We start from the raw sequence: 19953 nt of genomic DNA on the forward strand, positions 1-19953 counted from the left end.
GTTGTCAGGGCTCACGGCAAGACGCCGGGCATAACCCGGCGCCTGCCCATCGTGGAGCGATCAGTTGGTCTTGGCGCCGTCCTTCTGGGCCTTCCAGGTCTGGAATTCCGCCCATTCGGCCTTGCGCTGTTCACGCTGCTTCTTCAGCTCGTCGAACTTCTTCTGCTGCTCGGGAGTGAGGATGCCGCGAATGCTGGCGTCAGCCTTGTCGTGGTTGGCCTTGAGCTCTTCCTGCATGGCCTTGCGATCGGCTTCGGGCAGCTTGTTCCAGTATTTCTCGGTGATCGCGCGGCGATCCTTCATCGAGTCGCCCATCACCTTGCCGACTTGCTGGCGCTGGTCCTGGGTCAGGTTCAGTTCGCGGAACGCACCGCCGCGTTCGCCACCGTGCTTGCCGGGGCCATGGTCTTTCATGAACGGGGCCGGCGGCGGAGCGTCGGTCGGCGCGGGAGTGGCCGCCAGCGCGACGGTCGGCAGGGCGGCGGCGATCAGCAGGGCGGTCAGGGTCTTGCGCATGGTGTTTCTCCTTTCAGGGGCCGGTCGTTACCGGATGAGCCCAGTCTAGGGTCGGCAAGGTCAAGGGCGGTCAGGCCCACGTAAAGCTTCGGTAAAGATTAGGTGAGGCCCTGCTGGAATCTTTACGAAAGCCCGGGCCAGAGCGGCCCGGGCCAGCAGTACGGAGGGTTCAGGGCGCGTAGAAGTAGCCGCGCCCGCGCAGAGCGAGGATGCGCGGGCGGCCGTCGGGGTGGCCGCCGAGCTTCTTGCGCAGGTTGCTGACGTGCATGTCCAGGCTGCGGTCGTACAGCGTCAGCTTGCGGCCCAGCGCGAGCTGCGCCAGGGCCTGCTTGTCCAGTGGCTCGCCCGGTTGGCGCAGCAGGGCTTCGAGGATGCGGCTCTCGGAGAGGGTCAGGCTGATCTCTTCGGGACCGATGCTGACCACGCCGCGCGACAGGTTCAGCGCCAGGTCGCCCAGTTCCAGTTGCGCGGCGGGTTGCGCCGGGTGGCTGCGGCGTAGCACGGCGCGCAGGCGGGCGGTCAGTTCGCGCGGGTCGCAGGGCTTGGCCAGGTAGTCGTCGGCTCCCAGTTCCAGGCCGAGGATACGGTCCAGCGGCTCGCCTCGGGCGGAGAGCATCAGCACCGGCAGGTCCGGGTGGTCGCTGCGCAGCGACTTGAGCAGCTCCAGGCCGCTGCCGTCGGGCAGCATGACGTCGAGCACGACCGCGTCCGGCGCTCGGCTGCCGAGGGCAGCACGGGCCTGCGCGCCATCATGGGCGGCGCGGATGCTGAAGCCTTCCTGGGTCAGCCAGGTGCTCAGCAGTTCGCAGAGTTCGACATCGTCGTCGATCAGCAGCAATTCACTCATGCAGGGACATCTTTCAGTTGATCCATTCGCGGCGCTGGCGGCGCCTGCCGCGGGCCAGTGCACCGAGGATGAAGGCCAGCAGGGCCGTGCCGGCGCCGGCGACGTACCAGGTCTGCTGCTCGGTTAACAGGCGCGGCGGCTGGTTGGCCTGCGCTTCGCGCAATTGCAGTTTCAGGCGCTGGTTCTCCTGGCGCAGACCGACGATCTGAGCTTCGTCCTGGCTATTGTCCGGGTTGGCCAATTGTGTGGCCAGGACCTGGCGCTGCTGCTCGCTTTCGGCGAGGCGGCTTTCCAGTTCCTTCAGGCGTTCAGCGGTTTCCTGCTCGGCATTGGCCTCGGTACTGGGGGCATTGTCGGGCAGGGCGGCGGGCTGAGTATTGGACAGTGCCGGTGCCGGTGGTTCCGTGGCGGGCTCTTCGGCCAGGGCGGCGGGGGGCAGGGCGAGGCAGAGCAGCAAGGGCAGACGATACATCGGGACTCCTTGTTCGATGATACGGCGCCTGCCCGGATGGGCCGGCGGATACGACTGCGCATCCCCGGCGTCCCTGCCCTGGGGCTGCAACGATGGGGCGTCGTTACGGCAGGACTTTCTTGAATGGCTTGACCACGACTTCAGCGTAGACGCCAGCGGCGCGGTACGGGTCGGCGTCGGCCCAGGCTTGCGCGGCGGCCAGGGAGTCGAATTCGGCGACGATCAGGCTGCCGGTGAAGCCGGCGGCGCCCGGGTCGTTGCTGTCGATGGCCGGGTGCGGGCCGGCCAGGACCAGGCGGCCCTCTTCCTTCAGTTGCTCCAGGCGGGCGATGTGCGCGGGGCGCGCGGCCAGGCGGCGTTCTTGGGAGGCGGTGATGTCACGGGCAATGATCGCGTAGAGCATGTCAGTCCTTGGGTTTTTCGCCGGTAGGTTCATCGTGCATGTGGCGGGCCAGGAACACGCCCTGGCCGATCAGGAACAGCAGGGTCATGCCCAGGCTGCCGAATACCTTGAAGTCCACCCAGATGCTCTGGAAGGTGAAGGCGACGAACAGCTGGACACAGCCGCAGATCAGGAAGAACAGCACCCAGGCGATGTTCAGCTTCGCCCAGAGAGCGTCGGTCAGGTTGACCGCATGGCCCATGATGCGCTGGATCAGCGGGCGGTCGCCGATGAAGTGGCTGCCGGCGAAGGCCAGGGCGAACAGCCAGTTCACCACCGGTGCCTTCCATTTGAGGAAGGTTTCGCTGTGGAAGGCCAGGGTCATGCCGCCGAACACCAGGCAGGCGGCGAGCGTCACCCACTGGCCTTTGTCCAATCGGCGCTGCTTGATCAGCAGGGCGCCGTAGACCACCACGGAAGTGGCGATCAGCACGGCCGTGGCGCTGTAGATTCCCCCGACCGAGAAGCTCTGGCCGGCGAGTTCGACGTTGCGCGGGTCGAGCTTGTAGACGATGAAGAAGAGGATGAGGGGAATGAAATCGATGAATTGCTTCATTACGGCAGCCAGAGCCCAGTAGAGCCGGCATAATACCAACCTGCGGGTGAACTGAAAGGGCCATCCGCCCAACGCTGCGTCAGATCATGGTTTCAAGCCGTTGCCGCGGGAGCGTTGGCACAGAAGCGTCTATACAGAAAGTTATCCCCTCGTCCCCAGGAAACCGCATGCGAGTCGACCTGCACTGCCACAGCACCGCGTCCGACGGACAGCTCAGCCCGACCGCCCTGGTCGAGCGTGCCCACGGGCGCGGCGTGCGCGTGCTGGCGCTGACCGACCACGACACCCTCGATGGCCTGCCCGAGGCGCGCCGCGCTGCAGAGGCGCTGGGCATGGAGCTGGTGGATGGCGTGGAGGTCTCCTGTACCTGGGGTGGGGCGACCATTCATGTGCTGGGCTATGGCTTCGACGTGACGGCCGAGCCGCTGGTGAAGGCGCTGGGCGACCTGCACCGCGCCCGCTGGAGCCGTGCCGAGGAGATCGGCCGGCGCCTGGAAGCCAAGGGCATGCCCGGAGCCTTCGAGGGCGCGCGGGCGATCCAGGCGGAGCTGGGCGACAGCGAAAACGCGCCGGCACGCCCGCACTTCGCCGAATTCCTGCTGCGCCAGGGCCATGTCAAGGATCGCGCCGAAGCCTTCCGCAAGTGGCTGGGCGCCGGCAAGCTGGGCGACGTCAAGCAGCACTGGCCGAGCCTCGCCGACGCCGTCGGCACCCTGCGCGCGGCCGGCGCCTGGGTCAGCCTCGCGCACCCCTACCAGTACGATTTCACCCGCACCAAGCGGCGCAAGCTGGTGGCGGATTTCATCGCCGCCGGCGGCCATGCGCTGGAAGTCTGCAACGGCCCGCAGCCGGCCGAGCAGGTCGGCGTGTTGAGCATCCTGGTCCGCGAGTTCGGCCTGATGGTCACGGCTGGCAGCGACTTCCACGGTCCCAGTGACTGGTCGGAGCTGGGGCTGTACCGCAGCGTGCCGGAGGACCTGCCGCCACTCTGGCCGCGCTTCGCCAGTGCCGAGAACGCTATCGGGATCGAGGAGACTCCATGAGCCAGTTCTTTCAGATCCACCCGGAAAATCCCCAGGCGCGCCTGATCAAGCAGGCCGTGGAGATCGTCCGCCAGGGGGGAGTGATCGCCTATCCCACCGACTCGTCCTATGCGTTGGGTTGTCGCATCGGCGAGAAGGCCGCGGTGGAGCGCATCCGCCACATCCGCCGGCTGGACGACAAGCACAACTTCACCCTGGTCTGCCGTGACCTGTCGGAGCTCGGCCTCTACGCCAAGGTCGACACGCGCCTGTTCCGCTTGCTCAAGGCGCATACGCCCGGCCCCTATACCTTCATCCTCAATGCCACTCGCGAAGTGCCGCGCATGTTGCTGCACCCCAAGCGCCGCACCATTGGCCTGCGGGTGCCGGCCTGTCCGATCGCCCTGGCGCTGCTGGAGGAACTGGGTGAGCCGCTGATGAGCGTGAGCCTGATCCTGCCGGGGGAGACGGAGCCACTGAACGACCCCTACGAGATGCGCGACCAGCTGGAACACCTGGTCGACCTGATCATCGATGGTGGTTTCGGCGGCGGCGAAGCTTCCACCGTGATCGCCCTCACCGACGAAGACCCGGTGGTGGTACGCGTCGGCTGCGGCGATCCGGAACCCTTCATGGTCAACGCCTGAACACGCCCGGCGTGCTGGCTATACTCCCTCGTTCCATCGCCGAACCCGCGAGGTTGACCGCTTGACCAGCGTCGAATCCCTGCGCCGCGTGCTGTCCGGCATGCGCCCCACCGGGCGCCTGCACCTGGGGCATTACCACGGCGTGCTGCAGAACTGGGTGAAACTCCAGCACGAATACGAGTGTTACTTCTCCATCGTCGACTGGCATGCATTGACCACCGAGTACGACGAGACCGCCAGCATCCGCCAGCACGTGCGCGACATGGCCATCGACTGGCTGGCGGTGGGCGTCAGCCCCAGCGCGGCGACGCTGTTCATCCAGTCCCAGGTCCCCGAGCACGCCGAGTTGCACCTGCTGCTGTCGATGATCTGCCCGCTGTCCTGGCTGGAGCGTGTGCCGACCTACAAGGAGCTGCAGGAGAAACTGGTCCACAAGGACCTCTCCACCTTCGGCTTTCTCGGCTACCCGCTGCTGCAGGCCGCGGATATCCTGATCTACCGCGCAGGCCTGGTGCCGGTGGGCTCCGACCAGTTCGCCCATGTCGAATTCACCCGCGAGATCGCCCGCCGCTTCAACCACCTGTACGGCGGCGAGGTGGACTTCGAGGACCGTGCGCAGACTGCCATCGCCCGCCTGGGCAAGAAGACCGGCAAGCTGTACGTCAGCCTGCGCCGGGCCTGGCAGGAGCAGGGCGACGCCGAAGCGCTGGAAACCGCCCGCGCGCTGCTGATGGAGCAGCAGAGCCTGACCCTGGGCGACCGCGACCGGCTGTTCGGCTACCTCGAAGGCAGCAGCCGCATGCTCCTGCCCGAGCCGCACACCCTGACCAGCCACGCACCGAAGATGCCGGGGCTGGACGGGCAGAAGATGTCCAAGTCGCACCACAACACCATTGCCCTGCGCGACAGCCCGGCCGTGATCGAGGAAAAGATCGCCCGCATGCCCACGGACCCTGCGCGCGTGCACCGTCGCGATCCGGGCGATCCGGAGCGCTGCCCGGTGTGGCAGTGGCACCTGATCTATTCCGATGACGGCTGCCGCCAGTGGGTGCAGGAAGGCTGCCGCAGCGCCGGGATCGGCTGCCTGGACTGCAAGCGGCCGCTGATCGAGTCGATCCTCCAGGAACTGGCGCCGATCCAGGAGCGCGCGCTGGACTACGAGGACAACCCCGAACTGGTGCGCAGCATCCTCGCCGAAGGCGCCGAGCGCGCCCGTGAGGCGGCGCGGGAGACCCTGGTGGAGGTGCGGCATGCCATGGGGCTGTCGTACCGCTGAGCACGCGGTCTTGCCGACTGCGTAAGCGGACTCCGTCCGCCATGTGCCGCCGGCCGGCTCGGAGCCGCCGGAAAACGATCGCGGACAGAGTCGCTCCTACCCGACAGTCCTGTACTCGGATCAGCCCTCACCCTAACCCTCTCCCAGGGGGAGAGGGGACCGTTCGGAGTAGGATGAAACCATGGCATCAGCCGGGACGGACGGCTCCCTCTCCCTTCAGGGAGAGGGCTGGGGAGAGGGAGGAACCCCCGAGCACGGACTCGCAGAAGAAGACAGTTGCTCTTACGCACAGGTGTGCCGAGTGCGCTGCGAATCCGCCAAAAGCCCCTCGCGCCGCCGGCAAAAGCAGGGATAATGCCGCCTTCCAACCCTGAGCCTGACGAGTGGCCGATGAGTGACCTGACCGAGCCGGAAGCCCCTGCCGCCGCCCCTGAATACCAGGTGCCGGTGCAGATGGCGCTCGTCTACGGCGAGGCCCTGACGGAGATGCCGCAGGACCTGTACATCCCGCCGGATGCTCTGGAGGTCTTCCTCGAAGCCTTCGAGGGCCCGCTCGACCTGCTGCTCTATCTGATCCGCAAGCAGAACATCAACATCCTCGACATCCCCGTGGCGGAGATCACCCGCCAGTACATGGGCTACGTCGAGCTGATGAAGTCGGTGCGCCTGGAGCTGGCCGCCGAGTACCTGGTAATGGCCGCCATGCTCGCCGAGATCAAGTCGCGCATGCTGCTGCCGCGCTCGGCCGAGGCCGAGGAAGAAGAGGACGACCCGCGCGCCGAGCTGATCCGCCGCCTGCAGGAGTACGAGCGCTTCAAGAAGGCCGCCGAGGACCTCGACGAACTGCCGCGCCTGGGTCGCGACTACGTGGTGCCGACCATAGCCGCGCCGGATGCGCGGGCGCGCCGGCTGCTGCCGGACGTGGACATGCAGGAGCTGATGCTGTGCATGGCCGAGGTGCTGCGCCGCGCCGACCTGTTCGAAAGCCACCAGGTCACCCGCGAAATGCTCTCCACCCGCGAGCGCATGAGCGAGATCCTCGAGCGCCTGAAGGGCGAGGGTTTCGTGCCCTTCATCACGCTGTTCCGTGTCGAGGAAGGCAAGCTGGGCGTGGTGGTGACCTTCATGGCGGTGCTGGAACTGGTGAAGGAGCAACTGGTGGAGCTGGTGCAGAACGAGGCCTTCGCGCCGATCCACGTCCGTGCCCGCAGCGAGGTGCAGGAAGGCGCTGCCCCCGTCGAGGAGGTGCTGGAGGAGGGCGACGAGGATGTCTTCGAGCCCCGCGAGGAGGTGCCGGCTGACCTGACCTTCGAGGACGGCCACTTCGACGAGATCGCCGAGGCCGGCAGCGAGCCGGACGAAGAGCCGGACGAAGAGCCGCTGTGATCCGACAGCGTTGCCCTGGCGCCGCGCTTTGAGTAGTTTTCCCGCCTGTACCGCAACCTTATGACCTGACCCGAGCTTCCCGATGAATCTCTCCGACCCGCAAGAACTGGCGACCCTGCTCGAAGGCATCCTCCTGGCTGCCGGCAAGCCCATGTCGCTGGAGCGTCTCGGCGAGCTGTTCGAGGAAGCCGAGCGCCCCGAGCCGCAGCAGTTCCGCGACGCGCTGGCGGTGCTGGGCCTGTCCTGTGCCGGGCGGGCTTATGAACTGAAGGAAGTTGCCACCGGCTACCGCCTGCAGGTGCGCGAGAAGTTCGCCTCCTGGGTGGGCCGTTTGTGGGAGGAGCGCCCGCAGCGCTATTCCCGCGCGCTGCTGGAGACCCTGGCGCTGATCGCCTACCGCCAGCCCATCACCCGTGGCGAGATCGAGGAAATCCGTGGCGTCGCGGTGAACACCCAGATCGTCAAGACGCTGATGGAGCGCGAGTGGATCCGCATCGTCGGCTACCGTGAAGTCCCCGGCCGCCCGGCCATGCTCGCCACCACCCGGACCTTCCTCGACTACTTCAACCTGAAGAGCCTGGAGGAGTTGCCGCCGCTGGCCGAGCTGAAGCTGATGGAGCCCGAGCCGCAGCCGATCCTCGAGGACATGGCGCCCACCGTCAGCCTGCCCGGCCCCGAGGAGTACGACGAGGACTACATCCCGCCGTCCCTGCAGGCACTGGCCGACCAGGCCGTGCGCGATGCCGGCGAGGAGCCGGAGCCCGCGCCGCCGGAAGAACCGAAGGAAGAAACCAGCTTCCGCAGCCTGCTCGCCGAGCTGGACGAGATGGAGCAGGGCCTGAAGACCGACTTCGACGACCTCATCGACCTTCCGCCGAGTGACGACGAAGACAGCGGCGTGGATGCCGATTTCAGCGGCGTCCACGGCCTGCCCGAAGTCGCGTCCGACGCCGAGGCTGCAGGTGCCGCCGAACCCGGTGCGCCGGCCGAGCCCGCTGCGCAGCCGGAACCGGCGCCCCAGCCGCCGGCCCCCGCGCCGGAAGAAGAGTGGGACGAGGAACGCGCCCTGCGCGAAGCCATGCGCGAGGAAATGGAATTCAACCGGCTCAATCGCGACCATTGAGACCCATTCACCGGCGTTTTCCAGCTGTTCGGTGATTGACTTCCGCCCTCGGCGCGACGACCTTATGTGCCGCGTTCGAAAGGCGCTGGCGACTACACCCGGGGGAGTCGCCGGAATCCCACCTGTTCGATGCCCCTCTAACAACATTCCACAGTGGCCCGGCGCTTCGCGCAGGCTGCTGAGTACCCATATGAAAAGAACTCCAATCAGCCGTATCTGCTGGCTCGGCCTCCTGCTGGGCCTGACCAGCGCTTCGCTTTCCGCCGCCCAGGCGCCTGCCGATGCTCCTGCCGTACCGCTCGCCGGCCAGTCGAAGAACGCCTTCATCGACAGCCTGATGCAGCGCATGACACTGGAAGAGAAGATCGGCCAGCTGCGCCTGGTCAGCGTCGGGCCGGACCATCCCAAGCCGGTACTGCTGAAGGAAATCGCCGAGGGCACCACCGGCGCAGTGTTCAACACCGTGGTCCGTCCGGGCATCCGTGACCTGCAGGACGCGGCCATGAAGAGCCGCCTGAAGATTCCGCTGTTCTTTGCCTACGACGTGGTTCACGGCCACCGCACCGTATTCCCCATCGGCCTGGGGCTGGCGGCAAGCTGGGACCTGGCGGCCATTGAACGCAGCGCCCGCGTCTCGGCCATCGAGGCCAGCGCCGATGGCCTCAACCTGACCTATTCGCCCACCGTCGACATCGCCCGCGATCCACGCTGGGGCCGTGTTTCCGAAGGCTTCGGCGAAGACGCCTGGCTGACCAGCAAGGTCGCCGCCGCAGTGGTCAAGGGCTACCAGGGCAAGGGCCTGAACCAGCCGGAAACCATCATGGCCGGGGTCAAGCACTTCGCCCTGTACGGCGCAGGCGAAGGCGGCCGCGACTACAACACCGTGGACATGAGCCCGCAGCGCATGTTCCAGGACTACCTGCCGCCTTACCGCGCGGCCATCGATGCCGGCGCCGGCGCGGTAATGGTCTCGCTCAACAGCATCAACGGCGTGCCGGCCACCGCCAACACCTGGCTGCTGCAGGACCTGCTGCGCAAGCAGTGGGGTTACAAGGGCCTGACCCTGAGCGACCACGGCGCGGTGCTGGAGCTGATCAAGCACGGCGTGGCCGCCACGGAGCGCGATGCCACCCAGGCAGCGATCAACGCCGGCGTCGAAATGAACATGAACGACGACCTCTACGGCAAGCACATGCCCGAGCTGCTCAAGGCCGGGCTGATCAGTCAGGACGAGATCGACCGTGCCTGCCGCGACGTGCTCGCCGCCAAGTGGGACATGGGCCTGTTCCAGGACCCGTACCGTTATCTGCAGGGCAAGGACCCGGTGGATACCGATGCCGAAGAGCGCCTGCACCGCGCCGACGCCCGCGAGATCGCGCGCAAGGGCATGGTCCTGCTGAAAAACGAGGGTGGCGTGCTGCCGCTCAAGCGCGACGGCGTGATCGCCCTGATCGGCCCGCTGGCCGACAGCAAGCGCGACGTGATGGGCAGCTGGTCCGCCGCCGGCAAGGCCTTCCAGGCCGTGACCGTGCTCGAGGGCATGGGCGCCGCCACCCGTGGCCACGCCGCGCTGCTCTACGCCAAGGGCGCCAACGTCACCGACGATCCGGAGATCGTCAAATACCTCAACGAGTACAGCGACGATGTGAAGGTCGACCCGCGCAGCCCGAAGGCCATGATCGACGAAGCCGTCGAGAAGGCGAAGCAGGCTGACGTGGTGGTGGCCGTGGTCGGCGAATCCCAGGGCATGGCGCACGAGGCGTCGAGCAAGACCAACCTGCACATCGCGCAAAGCCAGATCGAGCTGCTCAAGGCCCTCAAGGCCACCGGCAAACCGCTGGTGCTGGTGCTGATGAACGGCCGGCCGATGGACCTGCGCTGGGAAAGCGCCAACGCCGACGCCGTGCTGGAAACCTGGTTCAGCGGCACCGAAGGCGGCAACGCCATCGCCGACGTGCTGTTCGGCGACTACAACCCGTCGGGCAAGCTGACCATGACCTTCCCGCGCTCGGTGGGCCAGGTGCCGATCTACTACAACCACCTGAACACCGGCCGCCCGTTCGACCACGAGCACCCGAACAAGTACACCTCGCGCTACTTCGACTCGGAGAACGGCCCGCTGTACCCGTTCGGCTACGGCTTGAGCTACACCGACTTCAGCGTCTCCGACGTGAAGCTGTCGGGCAGCAAGCTGAAGAAGGGCGACCAGCTGACCGCCAGCGTCACCGTGAAGAACACCGGCAAGGTCGTCGGCGAAACCACCGTGCAGCTCTACCTGCGCGACGTCGCCGCGTCCATCAGTCGTCCGGTCAAGGAGCTCAAGGGCTTCGAGAAGATCCTGCTGCAGCCGGGCGAGTCGAAGGTGGTGCAGTTCCCGATCCGCGAGGAAGACCTGCGCTTCTACGACAGCCAGCTGCGCTATGCCTCGGAGCCGGGCGAGTTCAAGGTCTACGTCGGCCTGGATTCGGACAACGTGAAGGAACAGAGCTTCACGCTGCTCTAAGCGTTACCCGCTGCTGCAGACGAAAACGCCACAGCTGGTTCAGCCGTGGCGTTTTTCTTTGTCACGCGGCTTTGGCGAGCCGTCGCGATCCCACGCCGATCAGCCAGCGCACTGTGCCCTGTAGCAGAACGGCCAGCAGTGCCGCCTCGGCAAAGCTGGGCAGGATGTCATTGCCTGGCAAACGCAGCGCCAGGCACAGGCAGAAAGCCGCGAAAGCCGGGCGCCCGGTGACCATGCCGCGCAGCAGGGCAATGACGAACCCCGGCCCGTGCAGCCGCTGGGACGACACGCATAGCACGATGGAGAGCAGCGGGAACACTGCCAGCAAGCCACTCCAGCTGGGGCCGGCCCAGCCGGCGAGGGCGGTGACGGCCAGCGTCAGCAGCGCGCCGGCGAGCATGCGCAGGCCCAGCTCGAAGCGGCCCAGTGGAGCGACGGCGGCGCTCAGCTCGGCACGGGGCATGCACAGCTGACTGGTCAACGCGCCCACGGCCGCAGCGAGCAACGCCCATACGGGTGAGGCGGGCAGTTGGGTCAGAGCCCAGCCGGCCACCAGCCAGGCGAGCATGGCGCCGGTCAATGCCAGCAGCCATCCATGGCGCCGACAGATCCAGGCATAGGCGAAGTTGAACGCTTCAGCGGCGAAGATCGCGGCCAGTGCGAGCAGCGCGGCGTGGGCACCGAAGTCGCGGCCGTGCTCCACGGTGATCAGGTAGAGGATCGGCCCCGCGATGGCGGGCAGGGCGGCCAGGCAGCCGGCCACGGCCGGGCCCCACCAGCGCCCGGAGAGCGAGACCAGCAGCAGGAACAGCGGAACGAGGGTGAGCTTGAGGGCGAGCATGGGCGAGGTCGGGCAGCGTGGACGGCGGATTCTAGCAAGGTGCGCACCCTTCGATTGCCAGGGTCGATGGCGCCGATGGGGAAATCGAGTTGGACCTTGGCGCCGCGCGGGTGTCCATTAGTAGAGACCCACTGACATTCATCCAGCCGAAACCACGAGGAAGTCCGTGAAGAGTCCGTGCATCAAGGTCTGCGAGTTCGAAGAAGGTATCTGCCTGGGCTGTGGCCGCAGCCGCGAGGAGATCAAGGCGTGGAAGCGCGTCGATCATCTCGGCCAGGAAGCGATCCGGGCCGAGGCCGACATGCGCCTGCTGGTGCTGGAGGCACAGGGGAAGCGGCTGTATCGCTGAACAGGCCAACCTGGCAGCTCTGTGCCCGGCCTTTCCCTCACCCTGACCCTGGCTGCGCGCCCCGCTCCAGAGGGAGAGGGGACCGTTTGGCGCAGGGAGAGCCAATGGCGCCAGCCGGAACAATCGGCTCCCTCTCCCTCTGGGAGAGGGCTGGGGTGAGGGGCTCTTGCGGGCAGCCGGTACCGTTTACCCCCGTGAGGCAACCATCACCTGCGCCGTATCCAGCATCCGATTGGAAAACCCCCACTCGTTGTCGTACCAGGCCATCACCTTCACCAGCCGCCCATTCACCCGCGTATGGCTGGCATCGAAGATGGCCGAGCGAGGATCGTGATTGAAGTCCACCGAGACCAGCGGCAGGCGGTTGAAGCCGAGGATCGGCGAAAGCTCGCTGGCACGCTCCATCAACTCGTTGATTTCCTGCGCGCTGGTATCGCAGCCGACCTGCACCGTGAGGTCCACCAGCGAAACGTTAATGACGGGAACCCGCACCGCCAGCCCCGTCAGCTTGCCGGCCAGTTCCGGCAGCACCAGGCCCACCGCTTCGGCGGCGCCGGTCCTGGTCGGGATCATCGACTGGGTGGCCGAACGCGCCCGGTACGGGTCGCTGTGGTAGACGTCGGAGAGGCTCTGGTCGTTGGTGTAGGCGTGGATGGTGGTCATCAGGCCGTGCTCGATGCCCAGTTCGCGGTGCAGCACCTGGGCCACCGGCGCCAGGCAGTTGGTCGTGCAGGAGGCGTTGGAGACGATCTGGTGTTCGGCGCGCAGGATGCCTTCGTTGACGCCGAAGACCACCGTGGCGTCGACACCTTGGCCCGGCGCCGAGATCAGCACCTGGCGCGCGCCGGCCTGCAGGTGCGCGGCAGCCTTGTCGCGAGAGGTGAAGTGGCCGGTGCATTCGAGCACGATATCCACCGCCAGCGCCTTCCATGGCAGCTGCGCCGGATCGCGGATGGCCGTGACGGCAATCACGTCGCCCTCTACCCTGAGACTTTCGGCGTCATGTTCGACCTGGCCGGGAAATCGCCCATGCACGCTGTCGAACTGCAGCAGATGGGCGTTGATCGCGGCGTCGCCAAGGTCGTTGATCGCCACCACTTGCAGGTGCTGGCGATAGCCGCCCGAGTAGAGCGCGCGGAGCACGTTCCGACCGATGCGGCCAAATCCGTTGATTGCCAGGCGTATAGTCATTGAGGTCGTCTCTTTTCTTTTGTTGTGGTAAAAACAATTAAATTTCCACGTCGTTGAAAAGTAAACGCCTTGGAATAAACAATTATGTTGTAAAAACAACAACTGATAGTCTGTAGGAGAATGCTGCCATGCACCCCCGTGTGCTTGAAGTCACCCAGCGTATCCAGGCCCGCAGCGCGGCCACGCGACAGCGCTACCTCGACCTGGTCAAGGCTGCCGCCACCAAGGGCCCGCACCGCGGCACGCTGCCCTGCGGCAACCTCGCCCACGGCGTTGCGGCCTGTGGTGATTCCGACAAACAGGCGCTGCGGCTGATGAACCAGGCCAACGTCGCCATCGTCTCCGCGTACAACGACATGCTCTCCGCGCACCAGCCGCTGGAGCGCTTCCCCGAGCTGATCAAGGACGCCCTGCGGCAGATCGGTTCGGTGGGCCAGTTCGCCGGCGGCGTGCCGGCCATGTGCGATGGCGTCACCCAGGGCGAACCGGGCATGGAACTGTCCCTGGCCAGCCGCGACGTGATCGCCATGGGCACCGCCATCGCGCTGTCGCACAACATGTTCGATGCCGCGCTGTGCCTGGGCGTGTGCGACAAGATCGTCCCCGGCCTGCTGATCGGCTCGCTGCGCTTCGGCCACCTGCCGGTGGTGTTCGTGCCCGCCGGCCCCATGCCTACCGGTATCTCCAACAAGGAGAAGGCCGCGGTGCGCCAGTTGTTCGCCGAAGGCAAGGCCACCCGCGAGGAGCTGCTGGCTTCGGAAATGGCCTCCTACCACGCGCCGGGCACTTGCACCTTCTATGGCACCGCCAACACCAACCAGTTGCTGGTGGAAGTGATGGGCCTGCACCTGCCGGGCGCTTCCTTCGTCAACCCGAACACCCCGCTGCGCGATGAGCTGACCCGCGAAGCCGCCCGCCAGGCCGCGCGCCTGACGCCGGAGAACGGCCAGTTCGTGCCCATGGCGGAGATCGTCGACGAGAAGGCCATGGTCAACTCGGTGGTGGCGCTGCTGGCCACCGGCGGCTCCACCAACCACACCCTGCACCTGCTCGCCATCGCCCAGGCGGCCGGCATCCAGCTGACCTGGCAGGACATGGCCGACCTCTCCGAGATCGTGCCGACCCTGGCGCGCATCTATCCCAACGGCCAGGCCGACATCAACCACTTCCAGGCGGCGGGCGGCATGTCCTTCCTGATCCGCCAGCTGCTCGACGGCGGCCTGCTGCACGAAGACGTGCAGACCGTGGTCGGCAAGGGCCTGCGTCGTTATATCCAGGAACCCTTCCTCGATGGCGGCAAGCTGGTCTGGCGCGAAGGTCCGGCGGCGAGCCTGGACGAGAACATCCTGCGCCCCATCGACAAGCCGTTCTCGCCCGAGGGCGGCCTGCGCCTGATGGAGGGCAACCTGGGCCGCGGCGTGATGAAGGTCTCTGCCGTTGCGGTGGAACACCAGGTCGTCGAGGCGCCGGTGCGCATCTTCCATGACCAGTCGAGCCTGGCCGCCGCCTTCAAGGCCGGCGAGCTGGAGCGCGACCTGGTGGCCGTGGTGCGTTTCCAGGGCCCGCGCGCCAATGGCATGCCGGAGCTGCACAAGCTCACGCCGTTCCTCGGCGTGCTGCAGGACCGCGGCTTCAAGGTGGCGCTGGTCACCGACGGGCGCATGTCCGGCGCGTCCGGCAAGGTGCCGGCGGCGATCCATGTGTCCCCCGAAGCGCTCAATGGCGGCCCGCTGGCCAAGCTGCGCGACGGCGATGTGGTACGCGTCGACGGCACCACCGGCGAACTGCGCGTGCTGGTGGATGCGGCGGAATGGGAGGCGCGTCCGCTCGTCGAGACTCCGGCCATTGATAACCTGGGCATGGGCCGCGAGCTGTTCGCCTTCATGCGCAATGCCTTCAGTCCGGCGGAGCAGGGCGCCTGCAGCTTCACGGCTGAACTGAACGGTCCGAGCTGACTGTCGCAGCGCCCCGCGCGCAGGGACTGCCTGTCCATCGCGCGGGGCGTTTTCGGCGCTGGCCTATGCTGGCATGATTCCGCGCCGCACCCTTTCACCCAACTTCCAGGCCCGAGCCCGCAATGAACTCCAACAAAGCTCACTCCGCCTCGAACGGTTTCGCCCTGGTCGGCGACATCGGTGGCACCAATGCCCGCTTCGCCCTGTGGCGCGGTGAAGTCCTCGAATCCATCGAGGTCCTGGCCTGCGCCGACTATCCGCGCCCGGAAGACGCCGTGCGCGATTACCTGCAGCGTGTCGGCCAGCCGCTCTCTTCTGTCGAGAATGTCTGCCTGGCCTGTGCCGGCCCGGTCGGCGCCGGCGACTTCAAGTTCACCAACAACCACTGGGTCATCCAGCGCGATGCCTTCCGCACCGAACTGGGACTGAGCCACCTGCTGCTGGTGAACGACTTCAGCACCATGGCCTGGGCAGCCTCGCGGCTGTCGGAAGAACACCTGGTGCAGGTGCGGCCCGGCAGGGCGCTGGAAGGCCGCGCCAAGCTGATCATCGGTCCGGGCACCGGCCTGGGCGTCGGCAGCCTGATGCCGCTGCCGAACGGTGGCTGGGAAGTGCTGCCCTGCGAAGGTGGCCACGTCGACCTGCCGGTGACCTCCGAGCGCGACTTCGCCCTGTGGCAACTGCTGCGCGAGAAATACGGCCACGTTTCGGCCGAGCGCGTGCTCTCCGGCAGCGGCCTGGAAAACCTCTACCGCATGAGCTGCCAGCTCGATGGCGTGGAACCCAAATGCGCCACTGCCGCCGAGATCGGCGAGCGCGCCATGGCCGGCGACGCCTACGCCGACGCCGTGCTGGAGCACTTCTTCCTGTGGCTGGCGCGGGTCGCTGGCAACGCCGTGCTGACGGTCGGCGCGCTGGGCGGCGTGTACATCACCGGCGGCATCGTCCCGCGCTTCCTCGAACGCTTCCAGCGCAGCGGCTTCGCCGAGGCGTTCCGCACCCGCGGCAAGACCAGCGGGCCTTATCTCGATCCGGTGCCGGTGTGGGTCATGACCGCGGATCATCCGGGGCTGTTCGGCGCCGGCGTGGCCCTGGAACAGGCACTGCGCAACGAAGGCTGATTCACCGCGCCACCGTTGAAAACAACAAGAAAGGACGCCCGAAGTGAACCAGCCTGCCAAATCCATCCTGCTGGTGGACGACGACCAGGAAATCCGCGAGCTGCTGGACACCTACCTGAGCCGCGCCGGTTTCCAGGTGCGCGCCGTCGCCAACGGCGAGGACTTCCGCCGCGCGCTGTGCGATGAGGAGTCCGCCCTGGCGATCCTCGACGTGATGCTGCCCGACGAGGACGGCTTCAGCCTGTGCCGCTGGATCCGCTCGCACCGGCGCCACGCCTGCATGCCGGTGATCATGCTCACCGCCAGTTCCGACGAGGCCGACCGCGTGGTGGGCCTGGAACTGGGTGCCGACGATTACCTCGGCAAACCCTTCAGCCCCCGCGAGCTGCTGGCGCGGATCAAGGCGCTGCTGCGTCGCGCGCAGTTCACCCAGGTGCGCGGCGGCGAAGTCATCGCCTTCGACGACTGGCGGCTGGATACCATCAGCCACCGGCTGTTCCACGAGGACGGCGAGGAGCACTTCCTTAGTGGCGCCGACTTTGCGCTGCTCAAGCTGTTCCTCGACAACCCCCGGCAGATTCTCGACCGCGACACCATCGCCAGCGCCACCCGTGGCCGCGAGGTGATGCCGCTGGAGCGCATCGTCGACATGGCCGTCTCGCGCCTGCGCCAACGCCTGCGCGATACCGATAAACCGGCGCGGCTGATCCAGACCGTGCGCGGCAGCGGTTACCTGCTGGCCGCCCAGGTTCGCCCGCACCTCGCCGGCCATGAGTGAGCGCCGCCGCTGGGCCCTGGTACCGCGCTCGCTGCTCGGCCGCATGCTGCTGCTCACCCTGCTGGCGGTACTGCTCGCCCAGGGGCTGTCGAGCCTGTTCTGGATATCCCACCTGCGCAGCAGCCAGCGCGACGGCCTGCTCACCAGCTCGCGCAGCCTGGCCTATTCCATGGCCGCCAGCGTCAGTTACTTCCGCTCGCTGCCCATCGGCTACCGCCCGCTGGTGCTGGACCAGTTGCGCAGCATGGGCGGCACGCGCTTCTTCGTCTCGCTCAACGAGCGGCCGCTGAACCTGCGCGCGCTGCCCGATACGACGAACAAGCAGGCGGTGATCGACATCGTGCAGGACGTGCTGCACCAGAAGCTGGGCAAGGACGTGGAGCTGCAGGTGGAGTTCGTCAGCCCCGACGATCTGCGGTTGTTCAATGGCGAGCTGAAGCTGGAGGAGCTGCCGCGCTCCTGGGCGCACTACGCACTGACCCTGGAGCCGGTGAACCCGCCGGTGCTGGTCACGCAGATCCGCATCGGCGAGAGCGAATGGCTGTACATCGCCAGCCTGATGCCGGCGCCCTACGTCACCCTGGAGCCCGAAGGCCTGCCGCCGCAGCAGATCATCTCCATCGCCTTCACCAGTCTGCTGTTGCTGCTGTTCACCGGCTTGCTGGTGCACTGGCAGAGCCGCCCGCTCAAGCGCCTCGCCCGCGCCGCCCGCGACATTGCCCTGGGCGGCCAGGACCAGCCGCTGGAGGAGAACGGGGCGAGCGAACTGGTGGAAGTCTCACGGGCTTTCAACACCATGCGCGAGCGCATCGACCGCTACGTCAACGAGCGTGGCCAGCTGTTCAGCGGTATCTCCCACGACCTGCGCACGCCGATCACCCGCTTGCGCCTGCGGGTCGAATTGCTGGAAGACGAGCCGGCGCGGGACAAGTTCAGCCACGACCTCGACGAACTGGAACTGCTGGTGAAGGGCGCGCTGCAATGCGTGAAGGACACCGACATCCACGAGAATATCGAGCCGGTAGACCTCAACCAGCTGCTGCAGTACATCGCCGGTCCCTACCTAGCCGATGGCCGGGTTCAGGTCATCGGCGCGGCGCGCGAGCCCTATCCCGGCAAGCCGCTGGCGCTCAAGCGCTGCATCGGCAACCTGCTGGACAACGCGTTGAAGTACGGCGAGCGCGCGCAGTTGAGTATCGAGGACGATGCCGATGCCGTGGTGCTGCACGTCGACGACCAGGGCCCCGGCGTGCCGGAGCAACGCCTGGAGAAGGTCTTCGAGCCGCGCTTCCGGCTGTCCGAACGGGGCCAGGGCTACGGCCTTGGCTTGGGCATCGCACGCAACATCGCCCACACCCACGGTGGCGAAGTCACCCTGCAGAACCGCCGCGAGGGCGGGTTGCGGGTGACGTTGCGGTTACCGAGGTTGGAGGTGGAGTAAGGCGCCTCTTGCTCCCGGCAACTTTCCCAATGAACACCTGCCCAATGTCACCACCCCGTGACAATCGAAGATCGCTTCGTTACCCGGAGAGCGGAATGCCTTGGATAGACTCGGACCATCGCAAGCGCAGACTTGCCTCCAATAACAAGAACAAGGTGCTCCCCATGAATGCGATCCGTCGCCTGTCGGCCGCCATCTGTCTTTCCTCTTTCTGTCTCTCCCCGATGCTGGCCCACGCCGGTGAAGTCGAAGTGCTGCACTGGTGGACTTCCCCCGGCGAGAAGCGCGCCGCCGAAACCCTGAAGAAACTCGTCGAGGCCAAGGGCCACACCTGGAAGGACTTTGCCGTCGCCGGGGGCGGCGGTGAAGCCGCCATGACCGTGCTGAAGACCCGCGCCGTCTCCGGCAATCCGCCGGCCGCCGCGCAGATCAAGGGGCCGGACATCCAGGAATGGGGCGAACTCGGTCTGCTCGCCGACCTCAACGACGTCGCTGCCGAAGGCAAGTGGGACCAACTGCTGCCGCCGCAGGTGGCGCAGATCATGAAGTACAAGGGCGACTACGTGGCCGTGCCGGTCAACGTGCACCGGGTCAACTGGCTGTACATCAACCCGGAAGTCTTCAAGAAGGCCGGCGCCACGCCGCCGACCACCCTGGACGAGCTCTTCGCCGCCGCCGACAAGCTCAAGGCTGCCGGCTTCACGGCGCTCGCCCACGGCAGCCAGCCCTGGCAGGACGGCACGCTGTTCGAGAACCTGGTGCTGAGCAAGATGGGCCCCGAAGGCTACCGCAAGGCCTTCGTCGAGCAGGACAAGGCGACGCTGACCGGCGCGCAGATGGCCGACGTCTTCGCCGCGCTGAAGAAGCTGCACAGCTACGTTGACGCCGACGCTGCCGGCCGCGAATGGAACGTCGCCACCGGCATGGTGATCAACGGCAAGGCCGGCATGCAGATCATGGGCGACTGGGCCAAGAGCGAGTTCACTGCCGCCGGCAAGGTGGCGGGCAAGGACTACCAGTGCCTGCCGTTCCCCGGCACGCAGAAGGCTTTCGACTACAACATCGATTCCCTGGTGATGTTCAAGCTGAGCAACGCCGAGAACCGCAAGGCCCAGGAAGACCTCGCTCGCGCGGTGCTCGACCCGGCGTTCCAGAAGGACTTCAGCCTGAACAAGGGCTCGATCCCGGTGCGCCTGGACGTCGACATGACGTCCTTCGACGCCTGCGCCCAGCAGTCCATGAAGGACTTCAAGGCCGCCTCCGCCGACGGCAACCTGGTGCCGAGCATGGCCCACAGCATGGCCGCCTCCAGCTACGTGCAGGGCGCGATCTTCGACGTGGTCACCAACTTCTTCAACGACCCCGCCGCCGATCCGCAGAAGGCCGCGCAGCAACTGGGCGCCGCTATCCAGGCCGCCGCGCAGTAACGCGCTCGCCGGCTCCGTGACGGAGCCGGCTTCCTGATTCCCCAGAACGACTCCGGGCCG

General features: G+C 66.8%; 19 protein-coding genes. 12 read left to right on the forward strand and 7 right to left on the reverse strand.

Annotation, left to right across the window (positions count from 1 at the left end):
- Positions 1-60: 60 nt before the first annotated feature.
- The 5 genes from GJV37_RS25325 to GJV37_RS25345 all read right to left on the reverse strand — a co-directional run bounded on the left by GJV37_RS25325 (position 61) and on the right by GJV37_RS25345 (position 2833).
- A complete protein-coding gene (locus GJV37_RS25325; protein WP_024766429.1) occupies positions 61-516 on the reverse strand; it encodes a Spy/CpxP family protein refolding chaperone in 456 nt (151 codons plus the stop codon).
- Between the two features lie 169 nt (positions 517-685).
- The gene (locus GJV37_RS25330) at positions 686-1363 is read right to left on the reverse strand and encodes a response regulator transcription factor (protein WP_065086337.1); all 678 of its coding nucleotides are present in this window, start codon (positions 1361-1363) and stop codon (positions 686-688) included.
- A gap of 13 nt (positions 1364-1376) precedes the next feature.
- Positions 1377-1835 carry an SH3 domain-containing protein gene (locus tag GJV37_RS25335; RefSeq protein WP_037011037.1) on the reverse strand — a complete coding sequence of 153 codons (459 nt, stop codon included), beginning with the start codon at positions 1833-1835 and terminating at the stop codon, positions 1377-1379.
- Between the two features lie 103 nt (positions 1836-1938).
- Positions 1939-2238 carry a YciI family protein gene (locus tag GJV37_RS25340; RefSeq protein ID WP_037011035.1) on the reverse strand — a complete coding sequence of 100 codons (300 nt, stop codon included), beginning with the start codon at positions 2236-2238 and terminating at the stop codon, positions 1939-1941.
- A 1-nt stretch (position 2239) separates the two neighbouring features.
- Entirely contained in the window at positions 2240-2833 is a 594-nt protein-coding gene (locus GJV37_RS25345; RefSeq protein WP_065086338.1) for a septation protein A, read from the reverse strand.
- A 167-nt stretch (positions 2834-3000) separates the two neighbouring features.
- On the opposite strand from GJV37_RS25345, the gene GJV37_RS25350 reads away from it, so the two are divergent.
- The 6 genes from GJV37_RS25350 (at position 3001) to bglX (ending at position 10790) form a co-directional block, all read left to right on the forward strand.
- Entirely contained in the window at positions 3001-3876 is an 876-nt protein-coding gene (locus GJV37_RS25350) for a PHP domain-containing protein (RefSeq protein ID WP_193453056.1), read from the forward strand.
- Complete coding sequence (locus GJV37_RS25355) at positions 3873-4502, forward strand: L-threonylcarbamoyladenylate synthase (RefSeq protein ID WP_024766423.1); 630 nt, start codon at positions 3873-3875, stop codon at positions 4500-4502. The genes GJV37_RS25350 and GJV37_RS25355 overlap by 4 nt, the downstream gene beginning before the upstream one ends.
- Positions 4503-4563: 61 nt before the next feature.
- Entirely contained in the window at positions 4564-5778 is a 1215-nt protein-coding gene (locus GJV37_RS25360) for a tryptophan--tRNA ligase (RefSeq protein WP_193453057.1), read from the forward strand.
- A gap of 519 nt (positions 5779-6297) precedes the next feature.
- On the forward strand, positions 6298-7164 hold the full coding sequence (locus GJV37_RS25365) for a segregation and condensation protein A (RefSeq protein ID WP_246228441.1): 867 nt from the start codon (positions 6298-6300) through the stop codon (positions 7162-7164).
- 82 nt (positions 7165-7246) lie between these two features.
- Positions 7247-8287, forward strand: coding sequence for an SMC-Scp complex subunit ScpB (gene scpB, locus GJV37_RS25370; RefSeq protein WP_193453059.1), 1041 nt, complete (start codon positions 7247-7249; stop codon positions 8285-8287).
- Positions 8288-8492: 205 nt separating this feature from the next.
- Positions 8493-10790 carry a beta-glucosidase BglX gene (gene bglX / locus GJV37_RS25375; protein ID WP_246228442.1) on the forward strand — a complete coding sequence of 766 codons (2298 nt, stop codon included), beginning with the start codon at positions 8493-8495 and terminating at the stop codon, positions 10788-10790.
- A 61-nt stretch (positions 10791-10851) separates the two neighbouring features.
- Here bglX and GJV37_RS25380 read toward each other — a convergent pair whose 3' ends face one another.
- Positions 10852-11631 carry a hypothetical protein gene (locus GJV37_RS25380; protein WP_193453061.1) on the reverse strand — a complete coding sequence of 260 codons (780 nt, stop codon included), beginning with the start codon at positions 11629-11631 and terminating at the stop codon, positions 10852-10854.
- A 166-nt stretch (positions 11632-11797) separates the two neighbouring features.
- On the opposite strand from GJV37_RS25380, the gene GJV37_RS25385 reads away from it, so the two are divergent.
- The gene (locus tag GJV37_RS25385; RefSeq protein WP_024766417.1) at positions 11798-11980 is read left to right on the forward strand and encodes a DUF1289 domain-containing protein; all 183 of its coding nucleotides are present in this window, start codon (positions 11798-11800) and stop codon (positions 11978-11980) included.
- Positions 11981-12166: 186 nt separating this feature from the next.
- On the opposite strand, the gene gap is transcribed toward GJV37_RS25385, so the two are convergent.
- Positions 12167-13171: a type I glyceraldehyde-3-phosphate dehydrogenase gene (gene gap, locus GJV37_RS25390; protein ID WP_193453062.1), complete on the reverse strand. Its 1005-nt coding sequence runs from the start codon at positions 13169-13171 to the stop codon at positions 12167-12169.
- Between the two features lie 128 nt (positions 13172-13299).
- Here gap and edd point away from each other — a divergent pair, with 128 nt between their 5' ends.
- The 5 genes from edd to GJV37_RS25415 all read left to right on the forward strand — a co-directional run bounded on the left by edd (position 13300) and on the right by GJV37_RS25415 (position 19893).
- The gene (gene edd, locus GJV37_RS25395) at positions 13300-15126 is read left to right on the forward strand and encodes a phosphogluconate dehydratase (protein WP_024766416.1); all 1827 of its coding nucleotides are present in this window, start codon (positions 13300-13302) and stop codon (positions 15124-15126) included.
- A 122-nt stretch (positions 15127-15248) separates the two neighbouring features.
- A complete protein-coding gene (locus GJV37_RS25400) occupies positions 15249-16247 on the forward strand; it encodes a glucokinase (RefSeq protein ID WP_193453063.1) in 999 nt (332 codons plus the stop codon).
- Between the two features lie 43 nt (positions 16248-16290).
- Complete coding sequence (locus GJV37_RS25405; RefSeq protein ID WP_193453064.1) at positions 16291-17025, forward strand: response regulator; 735 nt, start codon at positions 16291-16293, stop codon at positions 17023-17025.
- The gene (locus tag GJV37_RS25410) at positions 17018-18466 is read left to right on the forward strand and encodes an ATP-binding protein (protein ID WP_084358911.1); all 1449 of its coding nucleotides are present in this window, start codon (positions 17018-17020) and stop codon (positions 18464-18466) included. The genes GJV37_RS25405 and GJV37_RS25410 overlap by 8 nt, the downstream gene beginning before the upstream one ends.
- Before the next feature lie 164 nt (positions 18467-18630).
- Positions 18631-19893, forward strand: a complete 1263-nt coding sequence (locus GJV37_RS25415) for an ABC transporter substrate-binding protein (RefSeq protein WP_193453065.1) — start codon at positions 18631-18633, stop codon at positions 19891-19893.
- Positions 19894-19953: the final 60 nt, after the last annotated feature.

This window comes from Pseudomonas nitroreducens (assembly GCF_010994165.1).
Taxonomy (GTDB): domain Bacteria; phylum Pseudomonadota; class Gammaproteobacteria; order Pseudomonadales; family Pseudomonadaceae; genus Pseudomonas; species Pseudomonas nitroreducens.

Coding starts and splice junctions, on each gene's coding strand:
- GJV37_RS25335 (WP_037011037.1), bottom strand. CDS start 1,835: ATGTATCGTCTGCCCTTGCTGCTCTGCCTCGCCCTGCCCCCCGCCGCC.
- GJV37_RS25400 (WP_193453063.1), top strand. CDS start 15,249: ATGAACTCCAACAAAGCTCACTCCGCCTCGAACGGTTTCGCCCTGGTC.
- GJV37_RS25415 (WP_193453065.1), top strand. CDS start 18,631: ATGAATGCGATCCGTCGCCTGTCGGCCGCCATCTGTCTTTCCTCTTTC.
- GJV37_RS25350 (WP_193453056.1), top strand. CDS start 3,001: ATGCGAGTCGACCTGCACTGCCACAGCACCGCGTCCGACGGACAGCTC.
- scpB (WP_193453059.1), top strand. CDS start 7,247: ATGAATCTCTCCGACCCGCAAGAACTGGCGACCCTGCTCGAAGGCATC.
- gap (WP_193453062.1), bottom strand. CDS start 13,171: ATGACTATACGCCTGGCAATCAACGGATTTGGCCGCATCGGTCGGAAC.
- GJV37_RS25325 (WP_024766429.1), bottom strand. CDS start 516: ATGCGCAAGACCCTGACCGCCCTGCTGATCGCCGCCGCCCTGCCGACC.
- edd (WP_024766416.1), top strand. CDS start 13,300: ATGCACCCCCGTGTGCTTGAAGTCACCCAGCGTATCCAGGCCCGCAGC.
- GJV37_RS25340 (WP_037011035.1), bottom strand. CDS start 2,238: ATGCTCTACGCGATCATTGCCCGTGACATCACCGCCTCCCAAGAACGC.
- GJV37_RS25355 (WP_024766423.1), top strand. CDS start 3,873: ATGAGCCAGTTCTTTCAGATCCACCCGGAAAATCCCCAGGCGCGCCTG.
- GJV37_RS25345 (WP_065086338.1), bottom strand. CDS start 2,833: ATGAAGCAATTCATCGATTTCATTCCCCTCATCCTCTTCTTCATCGTC.
- GJV37_RS25330 (WP_065086337.1), bottom strand. CDS start 1,363: ATGAGTGAATTGCTGCTGATCGACGACGATGTCGAACTCTGCGAACTG.
- GJV37_RS25380 (WP_193453061.1), bottom strand. CDS start 11,631: ATGCTCGCCCTCAAGCTCACCCTCGTTCCGCTGTTCCTGCTGCTGGTC.
- GJV37_RS25410 (WP_084358911.1), top strand. CDS start 17,018: ATGAGTGAGCGCCGCCGCTGGGCCCTGGTACCGCGCTCGCTGCTCGGC.